This is a genomic window from Natronococcus sp. JC468, assembly GCF_012163165.1.
Classification (GTDB): Archaea; Halobacteriota; Halobacteria; order Halobacteriales; family Natrialbaceae; genus Natronococcus; species Natronococcus jeotgali.
Map to the genome: position 1 here is coordinate 30,750 of NZ_JAAVUO010000026.1, position 22,111 is coordinate 52,860.

Consider the following 22,111-nt stretch of genomic DNA (forward strand, 5'->3'; position numbering starts at 1 on the left):
TTGTCCGATCGCTAGTCGAGTCCGAGTATCGACGCGATCCGGGCGGTGAGTCTCGGATCCGTCAACTCGAACACCCGCCGCATCTCCGTCGGCGAGAGCTCGAAGTCGAAGACGTCGGCGTTGGCCGCGACGTGCTCGGGGCTCGCGGCCTTCGGGATCACCGCCACGGCGGGTTGCTGGAGCAGCCAGCGGAGCGCGACCTGGGACGCCGACTTCCCGTAGCGCTCGCCGATCTCGGCGAGGCGGTCGTCGCCGACGACGGCGCCCGCCGCCAGCGGGCTGTACGCGGTCAGGCAGACGTCGTTGTCGGCACAGTACGACACCAGCTCGTCCTGGCGGTGATAGGGGTGGTACTTCACCTGGTTGGCGACGATCGGCGTTTCCGATAGCTCCCGGGCGCGCTCGAGTTGCTGACCCCGACGTGGTCGACCCGTCCCCCCTCCTGCAGTTCGTTCATCGCTCCCAGCGTCTCCTCGAGGGGGGTGTGATCGCGGGGCGCGTGGATCAGGAGGAGGTCGATCGTCTCGAGGCCAAGCCGCTCGCAGCTTCGGCGGGTCGACTCGAGGACGTCCTCGCGGGCGAGGTTGTCGGTGTCGAGTTTGGTCACGACGAAGACGTCCTCGCGGGGCACGTCGCTCGCCTCGAGCGCGTCGCCGACGGCGTCCTCGTTGTCGTACAGCTGAGCGGTGTCGACGTGGCGGTAGCCGGCCTCGAGCGCAGCCGTGACCGCGCGGCGACACTCCTCGCCGGTCATTCGCGCGGTACCGAACCCGAGCGCCGGAACCGCCGCGTTTCCGGCGTCGATAGTGGAGCTGTCGATCACGGTCGCCCGTTCGGCGTCGACGGGCTTCAGTTTCCACTGCTCGCCCGCAAGGTCGGCCGCGGGCGTCGCCCCTTCGACCGTGTCGACTCCGAGACGTTCGATGTCCGTGATTCGAATTATTGGCGAAACTATAGACTGGTCGAAGCTCTTTAGGAATATATAGTGGTTTAGGTTCAACCCTCCAAAGATTTTTATGGACGGTCGTAAAGAATCGTGGTATGGTTGGAACCGAGGTGCCGTGTGTCCCAAAGGTCTGTGCGTACATCACCAGAAACGGTCGCGAGTTGCTCACGTTCGAGGCTGACGGCCACGACGGCCTGCAGGTCCCGAAGGGGACGATCGAGCCCGGCGAATCGCCCCGCGAGGCGCTGCGCCGGGAGATCAGAGAGGAGAGCGGGCTCACCGAGTTGGGGTCGATCACGCATCTGGCCGAGGACGTCTGGGTGCGTCGGCTCTCGCCGCCGAAGCTCTATCGCCGTCACTTCTTTCACGTCTCCGTCGAAGAGGACCGCGACGCCTGGACCCACGTCGTCACCGGCGAGGGCGAGGAACGGGGGATGGAGTTCGAGTACGCCTGGCGTGAACTCCCGGCGAGCCGGGAGTTCGCCCTCTCGCTCGACGACTACGTCGATCGCCTCGAACCGACCGTACCGCGCCAGTAGCCCGCCCGATCCCGGCTACACGGCGCTGCCGGGCTGGTACTCGCCGAACTCCTCGCGGAAGACGTTGCAGATCTCGCCGACCGTCGCGTACGCTTTCACCGCGTCGACGATGTACGGCATAACGTTCTGCTCGCCCTGTGCGGCGTCCCGAAGCGCCTCGAGGGCGGCGTCGACGGCTTCGCCATCGCGGTTCTTGCGGACCGACTCGAGGTGGTCGACCTGTCGGCGCTCGTCCTCCTCGGTGACCTCCTCGACGTCCATCTCGGGGTCCTCGTCGACCTCGAACTCGTTGACGCCGACGATGACGCGCTCTTTCTCCTCGATCTCGCGCTGGCGCTCGAAGGCGGTGTCCTGGATCTGTCGCTGAACCCACTGCTGTTCGACGGCCTCGAGCATCCCGCCGCGCTCGTCGACCTCCTCGAGGATCTCGTAGGCGTCTTCTTCGACCTCGTCGGTCAAGGACTCGACGTAGTAACTGCCCGCCAGCGGATCGATCGTGTCGGCGGCGCCGGATTCGTGGGCGAGGATCTGCTGGGTCCGCAGTGCGGTTCGAACCGACTCCTCGGTCGGCAGGGCCAGCGCCTCGTCCTTCCCGTTGGTGTGCAGCGACTGGGTACCCCCGAGGACGGCCGCGAGCGCCTGGTAGGCCACCCGGACGACGTTGTTCTCGATCTGCTGGGCGGTCAGCATCGAGCCCGCGGTCTGGGTGTGGAACTTCAGCTGCTTCGATTTCGGATCGTCCGCGTCGAAGCGCTCCTCCATGATGTCGTGCCACATCCGTCGGGCTGCCCGGAACTTCGCGACCTCCTCGAAGATGTTGTTGTGGCCGTTGAAGAAAAAGGAAAGGCGCGGAGCGAAATCGTCGACGTCCAGCCCGGCCTCGAGCGCGGCCTCGACGTACTGGATGCCGTTGCCCAGCGTGAAGGCCAGTTCCTGGGCCGCGGTGGAGCCGGCCTCGCGGATGTGATACCCCGAGATCGAGATCGTGTTGAACTTCGGGGTCTCGGAGGCACAAAAGTCGAAGATGTCCGTGATGATCCGCATCGACGGCTCGGGCGGGTAGATGTAGGTGTTTCGTGCGATGTACTCCTTCAGGAGGTCGTTCTGGATCGTCCCCCGCAGTTCCCCGCGGTCGACGCCCTGCTGGTCGCCGACCGCGATGTACATCGCCAACAGGACGGACGCGGGTGCGTTGATCGTCATCGAGGTCGAGACCTCGTCTAACGGGATGCCGTCGAAGACGGTCTCCATGTCGGCCAGCGAGTCGATCGCGACGCCCGCTTTCCCGACCTCGCCGGCGGCCATCGCGTCGTCGGAGTCGTAGCCCATCTGGGTCGGCAGGTCGAACGCCATCGAGAGGCCCGTCTGCCCCTGATCGAGCAGGTAGTGGTAGCGCTCGTTGGTGTCCTCCGGCGTCGAGAACCCGGCGTACTGGCGCATCGTCCACAGCCGACCGCGGTAGCCCGTCGAGTACACCCCGCGGGTGTACGGCGGCTGGCCGGGGTTGCCCAGATCGTCCTGGTAGTCGAGGTCGTCGACGTCCGCGGGCGTGTAGAGTCGGTCGACCTCCTGGCCGCCCGTGTCGGTCGTGAACCGATCCTTGCGCTCGCCGAAGCGCTCGAGCACCGGCTCGACCTCCTCCTCGTGCCACTCCTCGCGGCTCTCGCGGATCTCCTCGAGTTCCTCGGGATCGAACATTATCGTTACCGTCGGGCGGCGGTGGCTTCAACCTTTTCGAGTCGCGCCCGAAACGGCCGCCGGAGCGGCGGAGAACGAAGCGGTACGGAACGCGTTCTCGGTTCAGGACAGGTCGACGTCCTCGAGGTCCGGGTTGCCGTAGCCGGTCAGCGCCGGACGGTAGGACGCGTCGACGACGCCGTCCTTGAGCGTGACGTCGGACCGCTGGACTCGAACGCTCCCGCCGGCGGCGGTGGAGAGGTCTTCGACCTCGAAGTCCTCGATGAGCAGCCCGAGGTTCGTCGTCGTGCTCGTCTCCGTACAGCGGATCGCGGGCGCCTGAACGTCCGGACCGCAGAACAGGTCGAGTCCCTTGATGTGTCCGCCGTCGGCGTCGCTGTTGATTCGGACGATGTCGTTCTGGGCGTCGCTGCCGTCGATCTCGATCCGCTCGGCGATCGCTTTCCCGCCGTTGAACCAGAGTCCTGCGCCGGGGTAGGTCCGGTCGGAGCCCCGGTCGAGGAGGATCTTGCAGTCACGGGCCTGATCGGCCGCACCGAGCCGGATGTTCCCGTTGCCACAGTTGACCGTGATGCTGTGTTCGACGACGTTCTCGCCGTCGCTGTTTCGCACGTAGATGCCGTTGTCCACGTAGTCCTCGACGTAACACCGGTCCCAGATATTGATCCCTTGATGGGGCGGGTCGGCGCTGCAGCCGATCGAGTGACCGACCGACGGCTGGCTCGAGTCGGCGACCTCGCCGTCGGGCAGCCCCAGGTTGCGGATCAGTGAGAGCGCACTCGGATCGCGGGTGTTGATCATGCAGGTGTATCGGTCGCCGCCCTGCGGTCCGTGTCGCCAGCGTTCGCCGACGAGTTCGACGTTGTCGAGCAGACAGCGGCCGACGTGGGCGCTGATCAGCCCGGCGTCGCGCTCGCTCCGGTCGTCGATGTCGACGTCGAGGTTCCGGAGGGAGACGTGTTTCGGCGGGTCGTCGGTCGCCCACCGACCGAACAGGAACGCGATACTGACGCCGTGATCGCGGATCTCGAGGTTCGCCCCTGATCTCGAGGTACTCGATCGGGTCGAAGACGACGAACTCGGTGTTCCACGTGTAGCTCCCCATCGGCAGGACGAACTCGTGATTGACACGGTCCCGCGAATCGAGGAAGGCGAGGATCTCGGCCGATAGATTGCCGTTCTCGTCGATCGACGGCTCTGCGGTCACGTCGACCGTCGTCACGTCGTCGGGTCGTTAGCTCGGCCATGAGCCCGTGGGTCGACGCGGACGACGTCGGAACGGGCTCGGTCGTGGACTCGCTCTCTACCGGTTCGGTCGGCTCGATCCGGTCGAGACAGTACCGGTAGCTCTTGGACTCGAGATCGCCGCCGTAGATGCCGTGGGTCGCCTCGAGCGCGTCGCTTTCGATCGGGTACTCGATCTCGGTCCGCCCGCGAACGAAGGGCTCGCCGTTGGCGTCGCAGACGACACGATAGGCCGTCTCGGCCGATAGATCACCGGCGAGAACGAACGTGTCGCCGGCCTCGAGGTCGGCCTCGAAGGTAACCGTCTCGCCGGCCTCGAGGTCGGCGATCGAACGCTCCGCGAGGACCTCGCCGCCGTCGTCGGTGAGCCGCGCCCTCGTGAGTCCCCCGCTTTCGGCGGAGAGGCGACACTCGAGCGTGTGAATGGGCGCCTCCGCCCGGAACCGAACGCCGGAGGGGTCGTCCAGCGAGCTCCAGGACTGGCCCTCCTCGTCGGCCCCGAGCTCGAGGGTCGCGACCTCGTGGTCGGACCCCCCGTCGGCCTCGCTCTCGCCGTCGTAGACGGAGACTTCGTACTCGCGTTCGGCGACGACCCGGTCGAGGCAGTAGCGGTAGCTCTCGGAGCGGTAGCTGCCGCCGTAGATGCCGTCGGTGACCGCGAGCAGGTCGTCCTCGAACGGGAACTCGGCCGCGGCTCGACCGCGAACGTAGCTCTCGCCGCCCGCGTCGACGAGCACGCGGTAGGCCTCGCCGGCCTCGAGGACCTCGCCGCCGTCGTCGACGAGTCGAGCCGCCGTGAGGCCCTCGGTCTCCACCGAGATCCGACACTCGAGGGCGTCGACGTCCGCCTCGGCTCGGAGTCGAAGCCCGGAGGGGCGCTCGAGCGAACTCCAGGACTGGGCCTCCTCGTCGCTCCCGAGGTCCAGCTCGCTCTCCTCGCGTTCGATTTCGGTGCTGCTCGATCCGACGCCGGCGCTCTCGGCGGTGATCCGATCGACGCAGTAGCGGTAGCCGTCGGACTCGAGGTAGCCGCCGTAGATCCCGTTGGTGACCGCGAGCAGGTCGTCCTCGAACGGGAACTCGGCCGCGGTCCGCCCGCGAACGAAGGGCTTGCCGTCGGCGTCGACGAGCACGCGGTAGGCCTCGCCGGCCTCGAGGTCGGCCTCGAAGGTGAACGCGTCGCCGGCCTCGAGGTCGGCGATCGACACCTCCTCGAGAACGGCCTCGTCGTCGTCAGTGAGTTGCGCCCTCGTGAGATCCGCGGTCTCCGACGAGATCCGACACGCGACGCCCTCGAGCGTTTGCTTCGGGACGAACGCGAACCCCGATCGGTTACGCTGGTTGTGCTGCGCTTCGTCGTCGTCGTCGAGATCGAGCGTTCCCTCACGCGAACCGTCGATCCCGTCCCCGGTAATTCGGTTGTATACTTGTTGTGTCATCGTTTCGCTGTTTCGCTTCCGTTGACTGCTCTCAGCAATTTTTATTTCTATCCTTCCCTTGATCTTATTCTGTATTTTCTGGTTTCAGACGCCAATTAGTCTTTTTAGATAAATATTACTCCAGCAACATAAATATTCAGGATATCATAACAATCTGGGCGGGATCGGGAGTTCGTCGCCGATAGCCGCGGTCTCGGCGTCGCTCTGGGGACGGGAAGACGGATGTGTCAGCCCGACGAGCCGATACCGCGCTCGTTGGGGTGGTCGACGATCTCTCGACGGGAGGGTGCCTCGAGAACGACCCGTGCAGACGGCCGTCGACGAACCGATCGACGACGAGAAACTCCGACTCGAGACCGACGGCGAGGGGATCGTCGATCGACGGGACGAATTCGGCGCCGCTCACGGAGCGACAGCTTCTCGATACGTTCGAAACGATCGCGGCGGGGAAAAGACGGGTCGACGGCGACGCGTCAGTAGAACTCGCGGACGAGATCCATCGCGTCCTCGGGGGCGCCGTCGGGAATCTCAGACATGTTCTCGGTGACGCCGTGCTGTTCGTGGTACGGAACGGAGTTTTCGTCCTGGTACATCACGCCCTGGTACTCCTTCTCGCCGTCGAGGATGACTTCCTTCGCGGCCTCGTAGTCGTTGGGATCGTGGTCCTCGTCCTCCTGGAGGTCGACCAGCGAGTCCCGGAAGTAGTCGTAGGTGTCGACGTCGTTGAACGTGACGCAGGGACTGAAGACGTTGACGAAGCCAAACCCGTCGTGCTCGATCGCCTTCTGGACGATCTCCTGATGGCGCAGGGCATCGGAGGCAAAGGACTGGGCGATAAACGAGGCGCCGGAGGCCAGCGCGAGCGCGAGCGGGTTGACCGGGGGCTGCTTGGGTCCTTCGGGGGTCGTCGAGGTCTCGAAGTCCGACCGCGAGGTCGGCGAGGCCTGCCCCTTCGTCAGGCCGTAGATGCGGTTGTCCATGACGACGTAGGACATGTCGACGTTCCGGCGGACGGCGTGGACGAAGTGGCCGGCGCCGATCGAGTAGCCGTCGCCGTCCCCGCCGGCGACCATCACCTCGATGTCGGGTCGGGACATCTTGACCCCCTGTCCGACGGGGAGTGCACGGCCGTGGACGCCGTGAAGGGCGTAGCTGTGCATGTAGGTCCCGATCTTGCCGGAACAGCCGATTCCGGCGACGACGAACGTGTTGTCGGGGTCGTTGCCGGTTTCGGCCAGCGCTTTCATCATGCCGTTCATCGTCCCGAAGTCGCCGCATCCGGGACACCAGGTGGGCTGCTTGTCGGACTTGAAGTCGGTGAATCTGACGTCGGAGCTCATTGTGCGGGAACCTCCTCGGCGAGTTTGGTCGTAATCTCTTCGGCGAGTTCGTCCGCCTTGAAGCGGACGCCGGTGTACTTGTTGATGCGTTTCACCCGGGTAAGCACGTCGTGTTCGAGCACGTCCGCGAACTGTCCGGTCGCGTTACACTCGACAACGATCGTCTCCTCGGCGGCCTCGATCTCGTCTGTGAGGTCGGGCCGCGGGAAGATGTAGGGGACCGAGATGACGCGGACGTCGACGCCTTCGTCCTCGAGGTACTCGAGGGCTTCGACGAGCGCACCCTCGTTCGAGCCCCAGGAGATGACGAGGTTCTCAGCATCGGGGTCACCGAACTCGCGGTAGTCCCACGTCTCCTCGTCTTTCGCGGTTTCGACCTTGCGGTTTCGCTTGTCGACCTGCTGGACGCGGATCTCCTGTTCCTCAGTCCGGCGACCGAGTTCGTCGTGCTCGAGGCCCGTGCTCATGTGTGCGCCGTCGGTCGTCCCGGGGATCGATCGCGGGCTGACCCCGTCCTCGGTCGCAGCGTGGGCGCGGAAGCGACCCTGGGCGTCGAGCCACTCCTGGACCTCCTCGTCGTCGACGAGCTTGCCGCGGTCGATCTCGACGGCGTCCATGTCGAACGCTTCCGGCGGGAACGTCTGCTCGGTGACCGACATCGCCAGGTCGGAGACGAGGAAGACCGGCGTGTTGTACTTCTCGGCTAAGTTGAACGCCTCGATGGTCTTCCAGAAACACTCGGTGATCGAGGTCGGGGCGACGACGAAGCGTGGCACCTCGCCGTGGCCGCCGTAGAGGGCCATGTTGAGGTCGCCCTGCTCCTGTTTGGTCGGCATCCCCGTCGAGGGACCGGAGCGCATCACGTCGGTGATGACCAGCGGCGTCTCGCTGGTCGCGATCAGGCCGAACGTCTCGGTCATCAGGTCGACCCCGGCGCCGGAGGTCGCGGTCATCGACCGCGCGCCGCCCCGGGCCGCGCCGAGCGCCATGTTGATCGCCGAGAGCTCGTCCTCGGCCTGGACGACGTGGCCGCCGTAGTCCTCGATTCGGCCCGTCAGATACTCCATGATCGAGGTCGCGGGCGTGATCGGATACCCCGCGTAGAACCGACAGCCGGCGGCGATCGCACCCATGCCGATCGCCTCGTTGCCGTTGAGCAGGACGTAGTCGTTGTCGGTGGTCTCGAGGTCGTAGCCGAGGTCCGCGACGTCGTAGTTCTCCTGGACGTACTCCTGGCCCAGACGGGCGGCCTCCTTGTTGTTCTCGACGATCTGGGTCCCCTTGCCGCCGAAGCGCTTCTCGAGGGACTCGTCGAGGAACTCGACGTCGAACCCGGTGATCTCGCAGGCCGCACCCAGCGCGACGATGTTGCGCATGATCGCGCCGCCGGCGTCCTCGGCCAGCGACTTCAGCGGGACGTCGATCCCCTTGATCTCCTCGGGGATGTCCGCATCCCAGGAGCGTTCGCCGTCGTAGATGATGGCGCTTCCCTCGTGGAGTTCGTCCAGGTTCTCGTCGATCGTGCGCTGGGTCAGCGCGACGAGGATGTCGAGGCGGTCGACGACGCTCTGGACCTCGTCGACGGACGTTCGGATCTTGTAGGCCGTGTATCCGCCGCGGATCCGAGACGCGAAGTCTTTCGAGGTGAATACGTGTCGCCCGGCACGCGAGAGCGCCTGAGCGAAGATCTTACCCGTGGAGTCGATGCCGTCGCCGGCCTCGCCTCCGATCGCCCAGTTGAGGTCCTCTGCCATGTTGTGCAGACCCTTGCCCCCAGTAAATGAAAAGGCTTCTGAAAGCCCCCCTAAAGCCTTACTCGAGCCCGAGTACCTCCTCGGAATCAGGGCGAACGGAACGGCTTTTGACCCTGCCCCGGGAGTGATGGCACATGGAAGGGACGCCAGTTGCCGTCGACGCGGTACGCGACGCCGGCCCCGAGACCGTCGCCCTCGAGCTCGAGACTCCCGAGGACTTCGACCCGTTACCGGGACAGTTCGTGTTGCTCCGGGCGGTTCCGGGGACCGACGACCAGCGCGGCGCCGACGAGGACGACGCCGTCGCGCGCCACTACACGCTCTCCTCGCCGTCGGTCGGCGAGACCTTCGAACTCACCGTCGGGGTCGATCCCGACGGCGACCTCTCGCCGTGGCTCGCCGACCTCGAGCCGGGCGCGACCGTCCACGTCGAGGGACCGTTCGGCGAGATCACCTACGGGCGCGACCGCGATATCGTCGCCGTCGCGGGCGGCCCCGGCGTCGGCCCCGCAGTCTCGATCGCCGAGGCGGCCCGCGACGCGGGCCACGACGCGGTCGTCGTCTATCAGGACGACGAGCCCGCCCACGTCGACCGCCTCGAGCGCCTCGAGGACGAGGGCGCGACCGTCGTCCTCGTCGACGGGGACGACGACGAACGGCTGCGCGAGGCGATCGAGGATCACCTCGAGGACGGCCAGCTCTACGCCTTCGGCTTCCACGACTTCGTCACGGTCGTCGCCGAGACGATCGACGACGCGGGCGGGGATTCCGACGAGGCGCTGATCGAGAACTTCGGGTAAGCGCGTTTCCGCCGTACGTCTTCCGTCCTTCGACTTCGAGAGCGATAGCGCCGCGTCCCCGCGGCGCCTCGAGCGACGATCACGTCCCCGAGAGGCCGACGATCGCCCCGCGAATTCGCGGTCCGCGCGCCGACGGTGGCGCTCGAGCGCACCGACCTGCTCGCCGGTAGCGCGGAATATCTTTTCCTCGATCGACTGATTCAATGGTTATCTCGGCTTACAAAAATTAGATATCATATCTAGATAGATTACTATAATAAAACCGTATAGAATGAGTCATATCCCCTCCCGTACGGCTCGAATCGAAATGGCCGAATTTATGTTTATCCGGCGGATACGGCGCTTCGATGAGCCAAATTCGATTCGGGAGTAGGATCGACGACTCTGAGATCAACTTGCGTACAGATACGATAAGGTCGCTGTTCGCCGTTATTCTCAGGTTGTTGATTGGATACGTGTTCTTCATCGCCGGCTGGGAGAAGCTCACCGCCGCCGACCCGTTCGACGCCGGGGGGTACCTCTCGGGGGCTGCATCGGCGGGAAGTCCGGCCGCGGGTGTGTTCGACTGGATGAGCGCGACGCCGCTGGCGGTCGAGTTTGTGAACGTCGCCATCCCGTGGGGGGAACTGCTCGTCGGTCTGGGGCTGCTCGTCGGCGCGTTCACTCGACTCGCGGCGGCGTGGGGTGCCTTCATGATGGGAATGGTGTACCTCGGCAACTGGACCGTCTCCAGCGGCGTGGTCGTCACTCGAGAGTTCGAGTACCTGATCGTCGTCCTCAGCGTCGCCGCGTTCAGCGCCGGGCGAGTGTTCGGAGCGGACGCGTACCTCGAGCGACTCGACGTCGTCCAGCGCCATCCCTGGCTGCGGTCCGTTCTCGGGTGATCTCGGAGCCGCCCCGTCCGGAACCCGCCGCGGTCCGCGGCCCTCCCGGCGCGCGGACCGAGGTCACTCCTGGAGCCGCTCGAGTCGCTCCACGGTGTCGGCGTCGGCGGGATCCTTGTCCGAGCGCACGCCGACGAACCGCGGGAATCGCAGGGCGTAGCCCGACGAGTACGTCGGCGAGGTCTGGATCTCCTCGTAGCCGACCTCGAAGACGACCGCGGGCTCGAGCTCGACGCACGTTCCGTCCTCGCTCGCGACGTGGGGCTCGAGCAGCTCGGTCAGCTCCGCGAGCGTCTCGTCCGTGATCCCGGTCGCGACCTTGCCGACCGTCTCGAGCGCGTCCCCGTCCCGCACCGAGAGTTCGAACGTCCCCAGGAACGTCGCGCGACGCCCTTCGCCCCACTCGGCGCCCGTCACGACGCAATCGAGCGTCTCGACGTCCGGCTTGCGTTTGCGCCAGTGTTTCCCGCGACGGCCCGGCGAGTACGTCGAGTCGGGGTCTTTGAGCATGATCCCCTCGTGGCCCGCCTCGAGGGCCTCGGCGTCGATCCGTTCGATCTCGTCGGGATCGTCGGTGCGCCACAGCAGGGACAGCCCCTCGACCTCGTCGGGCTCCCGCTCGGAATCCTCGCGGAGGACGGCCTCGAGGCGCTCGTGGCGGGTCGACAGCGGCTCCTCGAGCAGGTCCTCGCCGTCGACGTGGAGACTGTCGAAGAAGACGGGCCGCACCGCGACGTCCTCGCGGGCCCTCGCGACGTCGTGTTTGCGCCGGAAGCGCTTGAGCGCCTCCTGGAACGGCAGCGGGGCGCCGCCGTCGTCGATCGCGACGACCTCGCCGTCGAGGATGACGGGTTCGGCGAGGTGGTCGTCGGCGAACTCGACGACCTCCGGGAGCGCGTCGGTGACGTCCTCCATGTTTCTCGAGAAGACCCGCGTTTCGCCCGCGGACTCGTCGGCGACGGTCGCGTTTGCGTCGTCGACCGCTACGCCGCCCGGATCGTGGTGCAGTTGCACCCTGGCACCGTCGTACTTCCATTCGACGCCGGCCTCCTCCCAGTCCTCGAGCGCGTCCGCGACGGTGCCGGCCTGGGCGAGCATCGCCTGAACGGGGCGGCCGACCTCGAGGGTCATCGCCTCGAGGCCCTCGCTTCCGTCCTCGAGGGCGACGCGGGCGACCTCGCCGTAGTCGTTCGAGACCTGCAACGCGCGCTCGACGTCCTCGATGGGGACCGCGAACGCCTCGCCGATCGCGTCCCGCACTGTCCCCTCGCCGACGCCGATGCGCATCTCCGAGAGGACGAGGCGGGCGAGATACCGCGCCTCGTCGCTCGAACACCGATTGAACAGGCCAAAGAGCAGGTCGACTTTGCGGTCCTGGCTGCCCGATCCCTCGGCGGCCGCGAGCTCGCGCAAGGTGTCGTCGATCTCCAGGACCGTGAGATCGTCCCCGTTCGCGTCGCCGCTACCGCCGCCCGCGAACGCGCCCAGCCCCCGCTGACCGCCGAAGTCGTAGCTCGCGGCCACGTCGCCGATCTCGCCGACCTCGGCGAGGCGGTCCTCGACGTCGTCGGGAGAGACGTTCGTTCCCGCCGCGCGGGCGATCGCCTCGTAGCAGGCGCTGGGTCCGATATCGAGCGTTCTCGAGGTCCAGGCGGGGAAGACCCGCCCCTGGACGTAGCGGGCGACGACCGCGACGGTCCGGCCCCCGTCCCCGTCGGCCGCGTCCTCGAGCAGGGTCGCGACGCGGGCGACGATCTCGAGGTCCGCGGGCTCGGCTTCGATCGCGGCGGCGCGGTCGGCGAACGTGGCGAACTCCATCGGGGGAGTGTAGCCGTCGGCGGGTGTAAAACGGTTCGGAGACCGCGTGGCGTCGCCGGCACGACTCGAGGGCGTGCTTTCAAGACAGTCGGGCGCGGACACGGGTGTATGTCATCAGGAGAGGCGGAGCTCGCGGCGCGGGTCGCGGACGTGCTGTCCGTCGACGCCGACGAGTTTCGCGACCGAGCCGAGGCCGACGCCGAGGTGATCAAGGAGGCCGTCGAGGAGGGCGCGTTCGACAACCCGCAGGCGATCGTCGGCTTCGAGTACGAGTTCTACGCGGTCAAGGCCGACGACTGCACGCTGCGGCGGGTCCCCCGACGGCTGCTCGAGCTGATCGGCTTCGAGAAGGAACTGGGGCTGCACAACGCCGAGATGACGACCAGCCCCCAGCCCCTGAGCGCGTACGGGCTGGTCGCCCAGGAAGCCGAGATCAAGGCGCGGCTGCAGACCGCGCTGCGGGTTACTCGGTCCGAGGGAATGCGACTGGTGAGCGACTCGCTGTGGACGATACCGCCGGAAGGCGAGAACGCGGCGACCTACCTCACCGACAGCATCGAGCAGACGATCACGGATCCCGACGGCACCGAGCGAACGATCCGCGTCGCGACGAACATGAGCGATTCGGGTCGCTACCACGCGATGGCCAACACCAGCGGGGCCGACACCGCGGGGATGCGCATCGAGGCCCCCCACGTCTCCCTGCAGGCGGACACCGTCATGCCCGAGAGCCTGATCACCTCGATCCAGCCCCACTACCAGGTGGCCCACGCCTCCGACCTGCCGATCTACTTCAACTACGCGCTGCGCGTCGCCGGCCCGCTGCTCGCGCTGGGGGTCAACTCGCCGTTTTTCCCGCCGGATCTGTACGACGAGTCGGCGACGGCCGAGGAGGTCCTCGCCGACGGCTGGATGGAACACCGGATCAGCGTCTTCGAGACGGTGCTCAACGATCCCTCGACGGGAGAGGGGAAGGTCCGGTTCCCGAAGGACTTAGCGAGCGTCGACGAGGCGATCGACCGCGTCGCCGCCGACGACACCATCGTCCCGATGCCCGTCAAGGCCGGTGAGCGCTTCGACGACGGCTTCTCACACTTCCGGCGCAAGCACGGCACCTACTGGCGGTGGGTCCGCCCCGTCTTCGGCGGGCCGACCCGTTCGGCCGCCAACGCCCGAATCGAGTTCCGTCCCGTCGCCGCCCAGCCCACGGTCAGAGATTCGATCGCCTTCCTCGCGGCCTTCGCCGGCCTGCTCGAGAGCCTGACCCGACTCGAGCACCCGGTCGTCGAACTCGACTGGGAGGTCGCCCGCGAGAACTTCTACGCCGCGATGCGCGAGGGGTTCGACGCCGAGCTGACCTGGATCACCAACGACGGCAAGGAGACGACCGACCGCCTCGAACTCTATGAGGACCTGCTGGCCCACGCCGAGGACGGGCTCACGAACCGCGGGCTCACCGAGGAGGAGGCAGCGAAGTACCTCTACCCGCTCCGTCGGCGCGTCCGTCAGAACACCACGCCGGCCAGCTGGAAGCGCGAACGGGTTCGCGCCGAACTCGAGGACGGCGCCGACCTCGCCGAGGCGATCGAGTCGATGCAGCAGACCTACGTCGCCAACCAGTCCGAGACCTTACTCGAGGGGAGTTTCGCCGACTGGATCGTCGATCAGTAGGGCGTTACCTCTCCGGACTTATACGATTCGATGACTCTCACCTGAAACGCTTTTATCACCGCACGTGTACTCTCGCGTATGAACCGACGACGCTACCTCGCGGGAACCGGGTCGGTGGTCGCGGTCGGAACCGCCGGCGGCTACGCGGTCGGGCGCGCGAGCGGCGACGACGAGGACGACGCCGAATCGACCGCCGAAGAGAGCGACCAGGAGACGACCGATGGCGAGGAGACGGCCGACGGTGACGAGGAGACGCCGATCCGAACGATCCTGCACCTGACCAGCGGCGACGAGGCCGATCACGACCGGGCGCTGAGCAACCTGGAGAACCTGCTGGCCGACGAGACGACCGACAACGACGCGGTTCAGTTCGTCGTCAACAGCGCCGCGATCTGGGTCTACGTCGAGGGCGAGACGGAGTACGCCGATCGCATCCGCGCTCTCGCCGAGGACGGCGTCGAGTTCAACGGCTGCGAGAACTCCCTCGAGGGGTACGGGATCGACGAGTCCGAACTCCTCGAGCCGGTGACCGTCGTCCCCTCCGGGGTCGGCGAGATCGCCAAGCGCCAGGCAGAGGGGTACGGCTACATCAAGGTGCCCTGAGCCGCGGTTCTGTAGCCCGAACGCGACGCCACGATCGGGCAGTCCCCCTTGCCGCTTTCCGCATCCCCGAGTGGCGGGTCGATGTAACACTCCCCATGCCACCGACGGAGATCCCACAGCCCGGACTCGGTACCTCGGGTCACGAGGGCGAAGCCTGTACCGACGCCGTCCTGACCGCACTCGAGGCCGGCTACCGCCATCTCGACACGGCACAGATGTACGACAACGAGCGAGCCGTGGGCCGCGCGCTCGAGGAGAGCGACGTGCCACGCGAGGACGTCTTTCTCGCGACGAAGGTCCACCCCAAGAACCTCGCGCGCGAGGACGTGATCGAGACGACCGCGGAGAGCCTCGAGCGCCTGGGCGTCGAGTCGGTCGACCTGCTGTACGTCCACTGGTCGACCGATGCCTACGACCCCGAGGACACCCTGCCGGCGTTCGACGAGGTTCGCGACCGCGGCTGGACCGACCACGTCGGCGTCAGCAATTTCACGCACGACCTGCTCGAGGAGGTGATCGGGATCCTCGAGGCGCCCCTGCTGGCCAACCAGGTCGAGCTCCATCCGCGGCTCCAGCAGGACGACCTCGTTTCGTTCGCGCGCGAGCGGAACATGACGACCGTCGCGTACTGCCCCATCGCGAAGGCCGAGGTCAACGAGATCGACGAGCTACGGGAGATCGCCGACGCCCACGACGCGACTCCCGTACAGGTCGCGCTGGCCTGGCACTACGGGCGGGAGGGCGTCGTCCCGATCCCGAAGGGGACCGACGAGCACATCCGCGAGAACTATTCGGCCCTCGAGCTCGAGCTGACCGACGACGAGCTCGAGCGCATCGCCGACCTCGACCGCGGCGAGCGGCTGGTCGACCCCGACGAGGCGGCCTGGAACCGGTAGCGACGCGCTCGAGTTCGATGACTCAGTTGGTCAGTAAGGAACAGCCGCCGATAAGTCTGCAGTGCGAATAGAGTGAAGACAGATTTATATATCTATATAAATATAAATTATACATGAATACTATCGCTGGGATGCTATTATTTATTGTTGGCTTCGCAGGCTTCCTTTGGCCTGAGAAAACACTCCGTTTTTGGTTCCTCGGGATGCTCAAAGACGATTCTTTGCTCGGTGCTGGGCGGATTTTCTTTCGGGGGTTGGGTGCATTATGTATGATTGTTGGCGTAGTCGTCGCGGTCAGTGGATAGCCTGTACGTACCATTCTCGCAGCGAGGGTCTGTGAGCTGATCGACGCTACCCTCATCTCCCTGGCCACGCGGGGTCGCAACGCATTAGGCGCCCTCGCTCGAGACTCCCGCGTATGGTCACGTTTCTCTCCGGCGGCACCGGGACGCCGAAGCTGCTCGACGGCCTCGGGACCGCGTTCACGCCGGCCGAGACGACCGTCGTCGCTAACACGGGCGACGACATCGAACTCGGGGGATTGTTCGTCTCGCCGGACGTCGACACCGTCCTCTTCCAGGGCGGGGACGTCCTCGACCGCAAGACGTGGTGGGGAATCGAGGGCGACACCCACGAGACCAACGCCGAGCTGTTCGCGCTGGCCGACGCCGCGGCGCTGCCGACAGGCCCGCAGTACCTCGCCGACGAGAGACAGACCGCGGGCCGAGAGCTCGCGAACTGGCGGCGCTTTTCGGGGATCGCGGAGTTCATGACGATCGGCGACCGCGACCGCGCGGTCCATATCACCCGGACGAGCCTCCTCGATCGGGGCCACAGCTTGAGCGAGGCGACCGAAACCCTCGCCGACGCGTTCGACCTCGAGTTCGAGCTCCTGCCGATGAGCGACGATCCCGTCGCGAGCGTCGTCCACACCCCCGACGGGCCGATGCACTTCCAGGAGTACTGGGTCGCCGAGCGCGGCGAGCCGACCGTCGAGACCGTCGAGTTCCGCGGCGCCGAGGACGCCGACCCCGCCCCCGGCGTGCTCGAGGCGCTGTCCGAGCCCGTCGTCGTCGGGCCCTCGAACCCCGTCACCAGCGTCGGGCCGATGCTGGCCGTCCCGGGAATCGCCGACGCGCTCGCGGAGACGACCGTCGTCGCCGTCTCGCCGTTCCTCGGGAACGAGGCGTTCTCGGGGCCCGCCGCGGAGCTGATGGACGCCGTCGGCTACGAGCCCGGCACCGCGGGCCTGGCCGAAGCCTACCCCTTCGCCGACGCGTTCGTGCTCGACGAGGACGACGGGACGAGCCTCGAGGCGCCGACGATCCGGACCGACATCCGAATCGACGACCCGAGCGACGCCGAGCGCGTCCTCGGCGCGGTCGGGGACGCCCTCGAGCGGGTGCGCTGAGATGTTCGAACCGCCGCTCGCGCTGGCGAGTCTCAGCGGCGAGGCCGACGCCGACTGGGCCCGCGCCGGCGCCGACTACGCGGGCGCCGCCGTCCTCGGCGGGATCGCCCTCGACTCGGAGTCGAGGGCCGCCGCCCGGGAGATGGTCCGCGACCGGGATCGCAACGAGTTCCTCCCCGCAGACCCGTTCGCGTTCATTGACGCGCAGCTGGCCGCCCTCGAGGACGTCCCGATCCGCCCGGGCTTCAACGTCCGCAGCGCGACCCCCGAACCGGCCGTCGAGGCGGCGCGGGTCTGTCGGGATCGGGGCGCCGTCCTCGAGATCAACGCCCACTGTCGCCAGGACGAGCTCTGCGCCGTCGGCTGTGGCGAGACCCTGTTGTGCGACGCCGATCGACTCGCGGAGTACGTCGCCCGCGCGGCTGAGACGGGCGCCGTCGTCGGAGTCAAGGTTCGCGCCGAGGTCCAGGGGGTCGACCTGCCCGCCCTCGCGGCCGCCCTCGAGGGCGCGGGCGCCTCGTTCGTCCACGTCGACGCGATGGACACCGAGTCGGTGATCGCCGAGGTCGCCGCGGCGACCGACCTGTACGTGATCGCGAACAACGGCGTCCGCGGCGACGAGACGGTCCGGGAGTACGCCGCCCACGGCGCCGACGCGGTCAGCGTCGGCCGCCCCAGCGACGACCCCGCGGTGCTCGAGCGCGTCAGCGAGGCGGTCGAGCGCCGACTCGACCCGAACCGAACGGCGTAGCCGCTCGCGACGGGAGCCGTGCGAGCCCGGCGTCGACGAGCGACTCCGATCGGCGCTCGGACCCCGATTTTTTCGGCCAGTTAGTCGTCGGTTACTATCTCCGAAGCCAACCGACGGCGCTGCAGGTGCCGAGTCCCGGGTTCGGTACGGTCGAGAATATATTGAGTCAATACTGGACGATACAATTGTTTATAACAGTTGTGTATAGAACAAATTCGCCGATAGCAACCGGATAGCAATGCCCCTCTCGAGGAACGAGGGAACATGGCACACTGGCGCCGTCGATCCGTTCTGTCGACCGGTGTAGCGCTCGCGACGGGGGCAACGCTGGCCTCCGTCGGAACCGCAGGGGCGGACGCGACGACAGCGAACGTCGAGGCAGCGACCGCGGGGGAGGAACGCGGGTGGTCGTCCGCCCGCGGAAACGCGGGCAACACCGCGTTCGTCCCCGCGGAGGGACCGTTCCCGGAACCAGAGGGGATCGCCTGGACCTACGACCGGACGGGTGACCTCGCTGTCGTCGACGGCGCGGTCTACCTCCGGACCGGAAACGAGGTCCACGCCGTCGACGCCGCGGACGGTTCGGTGCGGTGGACGGTCGACGGGATCGACGCCGCCGGAACCCCGGCCGTCGCCGGCGACACCGTCTACGTCGGCGGCGGGCAGCTCACGGCGCTCGAGGCCGCCAGCGGCGACTCGCGATGGACGATCCCCCTCGAGGGGACGGCGACGGCGCCGACGGTCGTCGACGGCGTGGTCTACGTCGTCGCGGACGGCGAGTTGCTCGCGGTCGACGCCGCCGACGGCTCGACGGCCTGGCGCCGGGAGCGGGTCGCCCTCGAACGGTCGGCCGCGAACGTCGACGTCGACGACGCCGACGTCGGGTTCGCGTCCCTGCCCGTCGCGGTCGCGAACGGAGCCGTCTACGCGGCCGTCGGCGAGGGAACCGGGTACGACGGCACCGCGGGTTTCGCCGCGCTCGAGGCGACCACCGGCGAGACGCGGTGGACCTACTGGGAGCCCTGGCGGTGGGCCCCCCACGGCTACGTGATGGCGGTCGGGGATCGAGTCTACACGGGTTCGATCGGCGACGGGGAGACCCACCCCGTGCTCGACGCCGAGACGGGCGCGGAACTCGAGCGGCTCACGGTCAGGTTCCCCCCCCGGCGATGACCGACGAGACGCGGGTCGCGACCGACTGCCACGGGATCTCGAGCGCCGACCACGGGGAGCCCGAGCGGTGGCGCGAGCGCGGCGGCACCGACGCCTGGCGCCGACCCGTGATCGTCGGCGAGACGGTCGTCGTCCCCTACTACCCGGGCGACGAGACCGTGAACGCGCTGTACGGGTTCGACCTCGAGGACGGGTCCGAACGGTGGACGTTCACCCACGCCGACGTCGACGTCGCCGACCTGTCGGAGCGGTACGCCGCGAGCGAGGAGACGATCTACGTCTCGGCGAGCGACGAGGAGGGAAGCGAGCGGCTGATGGCGATTCGGACGGGCGACGGCGCCGCGAACGACGGAGACGAGTCCGAGGAGGGCGCGGATGGAGACGAGTCCGAGGAGGGCGCGGACGGCGACGAGTCCGGAGCGGACGAGACGTCGACCGACGACGCCGAGGACGATCCCGACGACGGCGCCGAGGAGCGGTCGAGCGGCGACGCGGGGAACGAATCGGACGCCGAGGCTGACGATGCCGGCGACTCCGGGGATGAGCCGGAGGAGAGCGACATCGGGAGCGACGAGGTCGATTCCGAACCCGACGAGACGGCGGCCGAGACCGACGACGAAAACGCGAGCGGCGACGCTGGGGACGGGGACCTCGAGGACGGAAACGAATCCGACGGGACCGACTCGTCCGACGACGCCTCGAGCGACGGTGCCGCCGACGAGGCGACGGGCGAATCCGACGCCGAGGGGTCGAGCGAGGACGAACCGGACGACGGCGATAACCCCGGAACCGACGGGACCGTCGACGGCGCGGACGACGGCTACGCCGGCGAGGAGGCGGGGGACGACGCGAACGCGACCGACGACGGCGCCGGCGGGACCGACGACGGAAGCGACGGATCGACGGCCGACGGCTCGAGCGACGACCCGCGGGGCGTCGACGAGAACAGCTCCGCGACCGGTCAGGGCGGCGAGGACGCCGAGACCGCCGCTGCCGACGCCGACGGGATGCCCGGCTTCACGGCGGGCGTCGGCGTCGTCGGCGGCGCGCTGGGCCTCGAGTGGCTCCGCCGGTACGCGAGCGTCGACGAGGACGCCGCGGAGTAGTCCGATCACTCGACGGTGACGCTCTTCGCGAGGTTGCGCGGCTTGTCGATCGACCGCCCGAGGCCGTTGGCGACCCAGTAGGCGAGCAGCTGGAGCTGGACGTTCGCCAGGATCGGGAAGAACCGCCAGTGGGTCTCGGGCACCCGGAGGACGCGATCGACGCGGCGTTCGACCGACTCGGGGTCGTCGGTGACGGCGACGACCGGCGCCCCGCGAGCTCGGACCTCCGTGATCGTTCCGAGCATCCGCTCGGTGTTCGCCCGCCCGCTCACCAGCGCGATCACCGGCGTCTCCGGGGTCACGAGCGCCAGCGGCCCGTGTTTGAGCTCGCCCGCGGCGAACCCCTCGGCGTGCTCGTAGGTGAGCTCTTTCGTCTTCAGCGCGCCCTCGAGCGCCACCGGGTGCGCCAGCCCGCGGCCGACGAAGAAGTACGCGTCCGAGCCGACGTACTCTGCGGCGATCTCCCTCGCGCGGGAGTCGTCGAGGATTGACTGGATCCGGTCTGGCAGCGCCCGAAGCGCTGCGACGAACTCCCCGGAGCGGTCGCCGGTGAGCGCGCTCGAGAGCATTGCCAGGGCGACCTGCTGGGAGGTGAACGTCTTCGTCGCGGCGACGCCGATCTCCGGCCCCGCGCGGACGTACATCACGCGGTCGGTCTCGCGGGCCGCCGAACTTCCGACGACGTTGGTCACGGCGAGGGTCCGCGCGCCGACCGCGTTCGCGGTCCGGAGCGCGCGCAGGGTGTCGGCGGTCTCGCCGCTCTGGGTGACGCCGACGACGAGCGTCCCCTCGTCGGTCGGCACCGCCGCGGCGTCGTACTCGCTCGCGAGGAAGGCCGTCGCGCGAACGCCGCGCTCGCGGAACAGCCGGGCGGCGTACAGCGACGCGTGGTACGACGTTCCGCAGGCCGCGAACTGCACCTCGGTCGGCCGGGGGACGTCCTCGAGGTCCTCGATCGAGATCGACCCCTCGAACGGTTGCGGGCGGCCGCGGAGACACTGGCGCACCGCGCGGGGCTGTTCGTGGATCTCCTTGAGCGTGTAGTGCTCGTAGCCGCTCTTGCCCGCGTCCTCGAGGTTCCAGTCGACGGTCTCGACCGAGACGTCGACGGGCGCGCCCCGTCGGTCCCGCACCTCGACCCCGGTCGGTCCGATCGTCGCGAACTGGCCGTCCTCGAGGTAGACGACCTCGTCGGTGTACTCGAGGAACGCGGGGACGTCGCTGGCCAGCAGCGCGCAGCGGTCGTCGACGCCGAGCACGAGCGGGGATCGGTGTCGCGTCGCGTACACCTCCTCGCGGTCCCGAAACACCGCGGCCACGGCGTAGCTCCCCTCGAGGCGGTCGATCGCCCGGCGGAACGCGGCGTCGGCGTCGGCGCCGCCCGCGAGGGCCGCCCCGATCAGGTGCGGGATGACCTCGGTGTCGGTCTCGCTGTCGAAGGCGTGGCCCGCCGCCTCGAGTTCCGCGCGCAGTTCCCGGTAGTTCTCGACGATCCCGTTGTGGACGACGGCGACGCGGTCGCGGCAGTCGGTGTGGGGGTGGGCGTTCTCGTCGGTCGGGGGGCCGTGGGTGCTCCAGCGGGTGTGGCCGATCCCCGCCAGCGCGTCGACGGGCGCGTCGGGAAGCAGTTCCTCGAGGGCTGCGACTTCGCCCTCGCGCTTGTAGACCGACACCTCGGGCGCGGCGAGGGCGACCCCCGCCGAGTCGTAGCCGCGGTACTCGAGCCGCGAGAGCCCGTTCGAGAGGACCTCGAGGACGGGGCGGTCGTCCCGGGCGCTCGCGTATCCGATGATACCGCACATTACGACCGCGCCTCCGCCCGCTTGTGGGTCGTCCCGCGGCCGCGTCGCTCGGGGGCGGGCGGATGTGTCTCCTCGCCGGGGGTCGCGACGGGTTCGGACATCGCCAGGCCCCTCGAGAACGACCACCTTGGTTGCCGTCGACCCTCCCGTCACTCCAACTGAGGACTCAGCTTTGCACGCTAGCCTCGGTTGTTGAGTGAACGAAGAGATGGTCGATCTCGGTCATGAGGTCATC

17 protein-coding genes and 1 pseudogene are annotated in these 22,111 nt (G+C 67.8%); 10 read left to right on the forward strand and 8 right to left on the reverse strand.

Annotated elements, in window-relative coordinates; genetic code table 11:
* Positions 1-11 precede the first annotated feature (11 nt).
* Positions 12-823: pseudogene (locus GWG54_RS14530) on the reverse strand (aldo/keto reductase).
* Positions 824-1,041: 218 nt separating this feature from the next.
* On the opposite strand from GWG54_RS14530, the gene GWG54_RS14535 reads away from it, so the two are divergent.
* A complete protein-coding gene (locus tag GWG54_RS14535; RefSeq protein ID WP_167938458.1) occupies positions 1,042-1,485 on the forward strand; it encodes an NUDIX domain-containing protein in 444 nt (147 codons plus the stop codon).
* A gap of 15 nt (positions 1,486-1,500) precedes the next feature.
* On the opposite strand, the gene GWG54_RS14540 is transcribed toward GWG54_RS14535, so the two are convergent.
* The 5 genes from GWG54_RS14540 to GWG54_RS14560 form a co-directional block, all read right to left on the reverse strand.
* Complete coding sequence (locus tag GWG54_RS14540; protein WP_167938459.1) at positions 1,501-3,183, reverse strand: methylmalonyl-CoA mutase; 1,683 nt, start codon at positions 3,181-3,183, stop codon at positions 1,501-1,503.
* A gap of 102 nt (positions 3,184-3,285) precedes the next feature.
* Positions 3,286-3,984, reverse strand: coding sequence for a hypothetical protein (locus GWG54_RS14545; protein ID WP_167938460.1), 699 nt, complete (start codon positions 3,982-3,984; stop codon positions 3,286-3,288).
* Between the two features lie 95 nt (positions 3,985-4,079).
* Positions 4,080-5,867, reverse strand: coding sequence for a hypothetical protein (locus GWG54_RS14550; protein ID WP_167938461.1), 1,788 nt, complete (start codon positions 5,865-5,867; stop codon positions 4,080-4,082).
* Between the two features lie 473 nt (positions 5,868-6,340).
* The gene (locus tag GWG54_RS14555) at positions 6,341-7,207 is read right to left on the reverse strand and encodes a 2-oxoacid:ferredoxin oxidoreductase subunit beta (protein WP_167938462.1); all 867 of its coding nucleotides are present in this window, start codon (positions 7,205-7,207) and stop codon (positions 6,341-6,343) included.
* Entirely contained in the window at positions 7,204-8,961 is a 1,758-nt protein-coding gene (locus tag GWG54_RS14560) for a 2-oxoacid:acceptor oxidoreductase subunit alpha (RefSeq protein WP_167938463.1), read from the reverse strand. The genes GWG54_RS14555 and GWG54_RS14560 overlap by 4 nt, the downstream gene beginning before the upstream one ends.
* Before the next feature lie 134 nt (positions 8,962-9,095).
* Here GWG54_RS14560 and GWG54_RS14565 point away from each other — a divergent pair, with 134 nt between their 5' ends.
* Both GWG54_RS14565 and GWG54_RS14570 read left to right on the forward strand, forming a co-directional pair.
* Positions 9,096-9,761 (forward strand): FAD-dependent oxidoreductase, encoded by a 666-nt coding sequence (locus tag GWG54_RS14565; protein WP_167938464.1) that lies wholly within the window; start codon positions 9,096-9,098, stop codon positions 9,759-9,761.
* A 347-nt stretch (positions 9,762-10,108) separates the two neighbouring features.
* Positions 10,109-10,645 (forward strand): DoxX family membrane protein, encoded by a 537-nt coding sequence (locus GWG54_RS14570; protein WP_167938465.1) that lies wholly within the window; start codon positions 10,109-10,111, stop codon positions 10,643-10,645.
* A 63-nt stretch (positions 10,646-10,708) separates the two neighbouring features.
* Here GWG54_RS14570 and ligA read toward each other — a convergent pair whose 3' ends face one another.
* Positions 10,709-12,463 (reverse strand): ATP-dependent DNA ligase LigA, encoded by a 1,755-nt coding sequence (ligA, locus tag GWG54_RS14575; RefSeq protein WP_167938466.1) that lies wholly within the window; start codon positions 12,461-12,463, stop codon positions 10,709-10,711.
* Positions 12,464-12,571: 108 nt separating this feature from the next.
* Here ligA and GWG54_RS14580 point away from each other — a divergent pair, with 108 nt between their 5' ends.
* The 7 genes from GWG54_RS14580 (at position 12,572) to GWG54_RS20905 (ending at position 20,074) form a co-directional block, all read left to right on the forward strand.
* Positions 12,572-14,134, forward strand: a complete 1,563-nt coding sequence (locus GWG54_RS14580) for a hypothetical protein (protein ID WP_167938467.1) — start codon at positions 12,572-12,574, stop codon at positions 14,132-14,134.
* Positions 14,135-14,212: 78 nt separating this feature from the next.
* Positions 14,213-14,737, forward strand: a complete 525-nt coding sequence (locus GWG54_RS14585; protein ID WP_209438459.1) for a DsrE family protein — start codon at positions 14,213-14,215, stop codon at positions 14,735-14,737.
* Between the two features lie 95 nt (positions 14,738-14,832).
* Entirely contained in the window at positions 14,833-15,633 is an 801-nt protein-coding gene (locus tag GWG54_RS14590; protein ID WP_167938468.1) for an aldo/keto reductase, read from the forward strand.
* Between the two features lie 418 nt (positions 15,634-16,051).
* On the forward strand, positions 16,052-17,044 hold the full coding sequence (cofD, locus tag GWG54_RS14595) for a 2-phospho-L-lactate transferase (protein WP_167938469.1): 993 nt from the start codon (positions 16,052-16,054) through the stop codon (positions 17,042-17,044).
* Position 17,045: 1 nt separating this feature from the next.
* Positions 17,046-17,795, forward strand: coding sequence for a tRNA-dihydrouridine synthase (locus tag GWG54_RS14600; RefSeq protein WP_167938470.1), 750 nt, complete (start codon positions 17,046-17,048; stop codon positions 17,793-17,795).
* Positions 17,796-18,059: 264 nt separating this feature from the next.
* A complete protein-coding gene (locus GWG54_RS20900) occupies positions 18,060-18,968 on the forward strand; it encodes a PQQ-binding-like beta-propeller repeat protein (RefSeq protein WP_245242816.1) in 909 nt (302 codons plus the stop codon).
* Entirely contained in the window at positions 18,965-20,074 is a 1,110-nt protein-coding gene (locus GWG54_RS20905; RefSeq protein WP_245242817.1) for a hypothetical protein, read from the forward strand. Before GWG54_RS20900 ends, GWG54_RS20905 begins: the two co-directional genes overlap by 4 nt.
* 5 nt (positions 20,075-20,079) lie before the next feature.
* On the opposite strand, the gene glmS is transcribed toward GWG54_RS20905, so the two are convergent.
* Positions 20,080-21,876 (reverse strand): glutamine--fructose-6-phosphate transaminase (isomerizing), encoded by a 1,797-nt coding sequence (glmS, locus tag GWG54_RS14610; RefSeq protein WP_167938471.1) that lies wholly within the window; start codon positions 21,874-21,876, stop codon positions 20,080-20,082.
* Positions 21,877-22,111 lie beyond the last annotated feature (235 nt).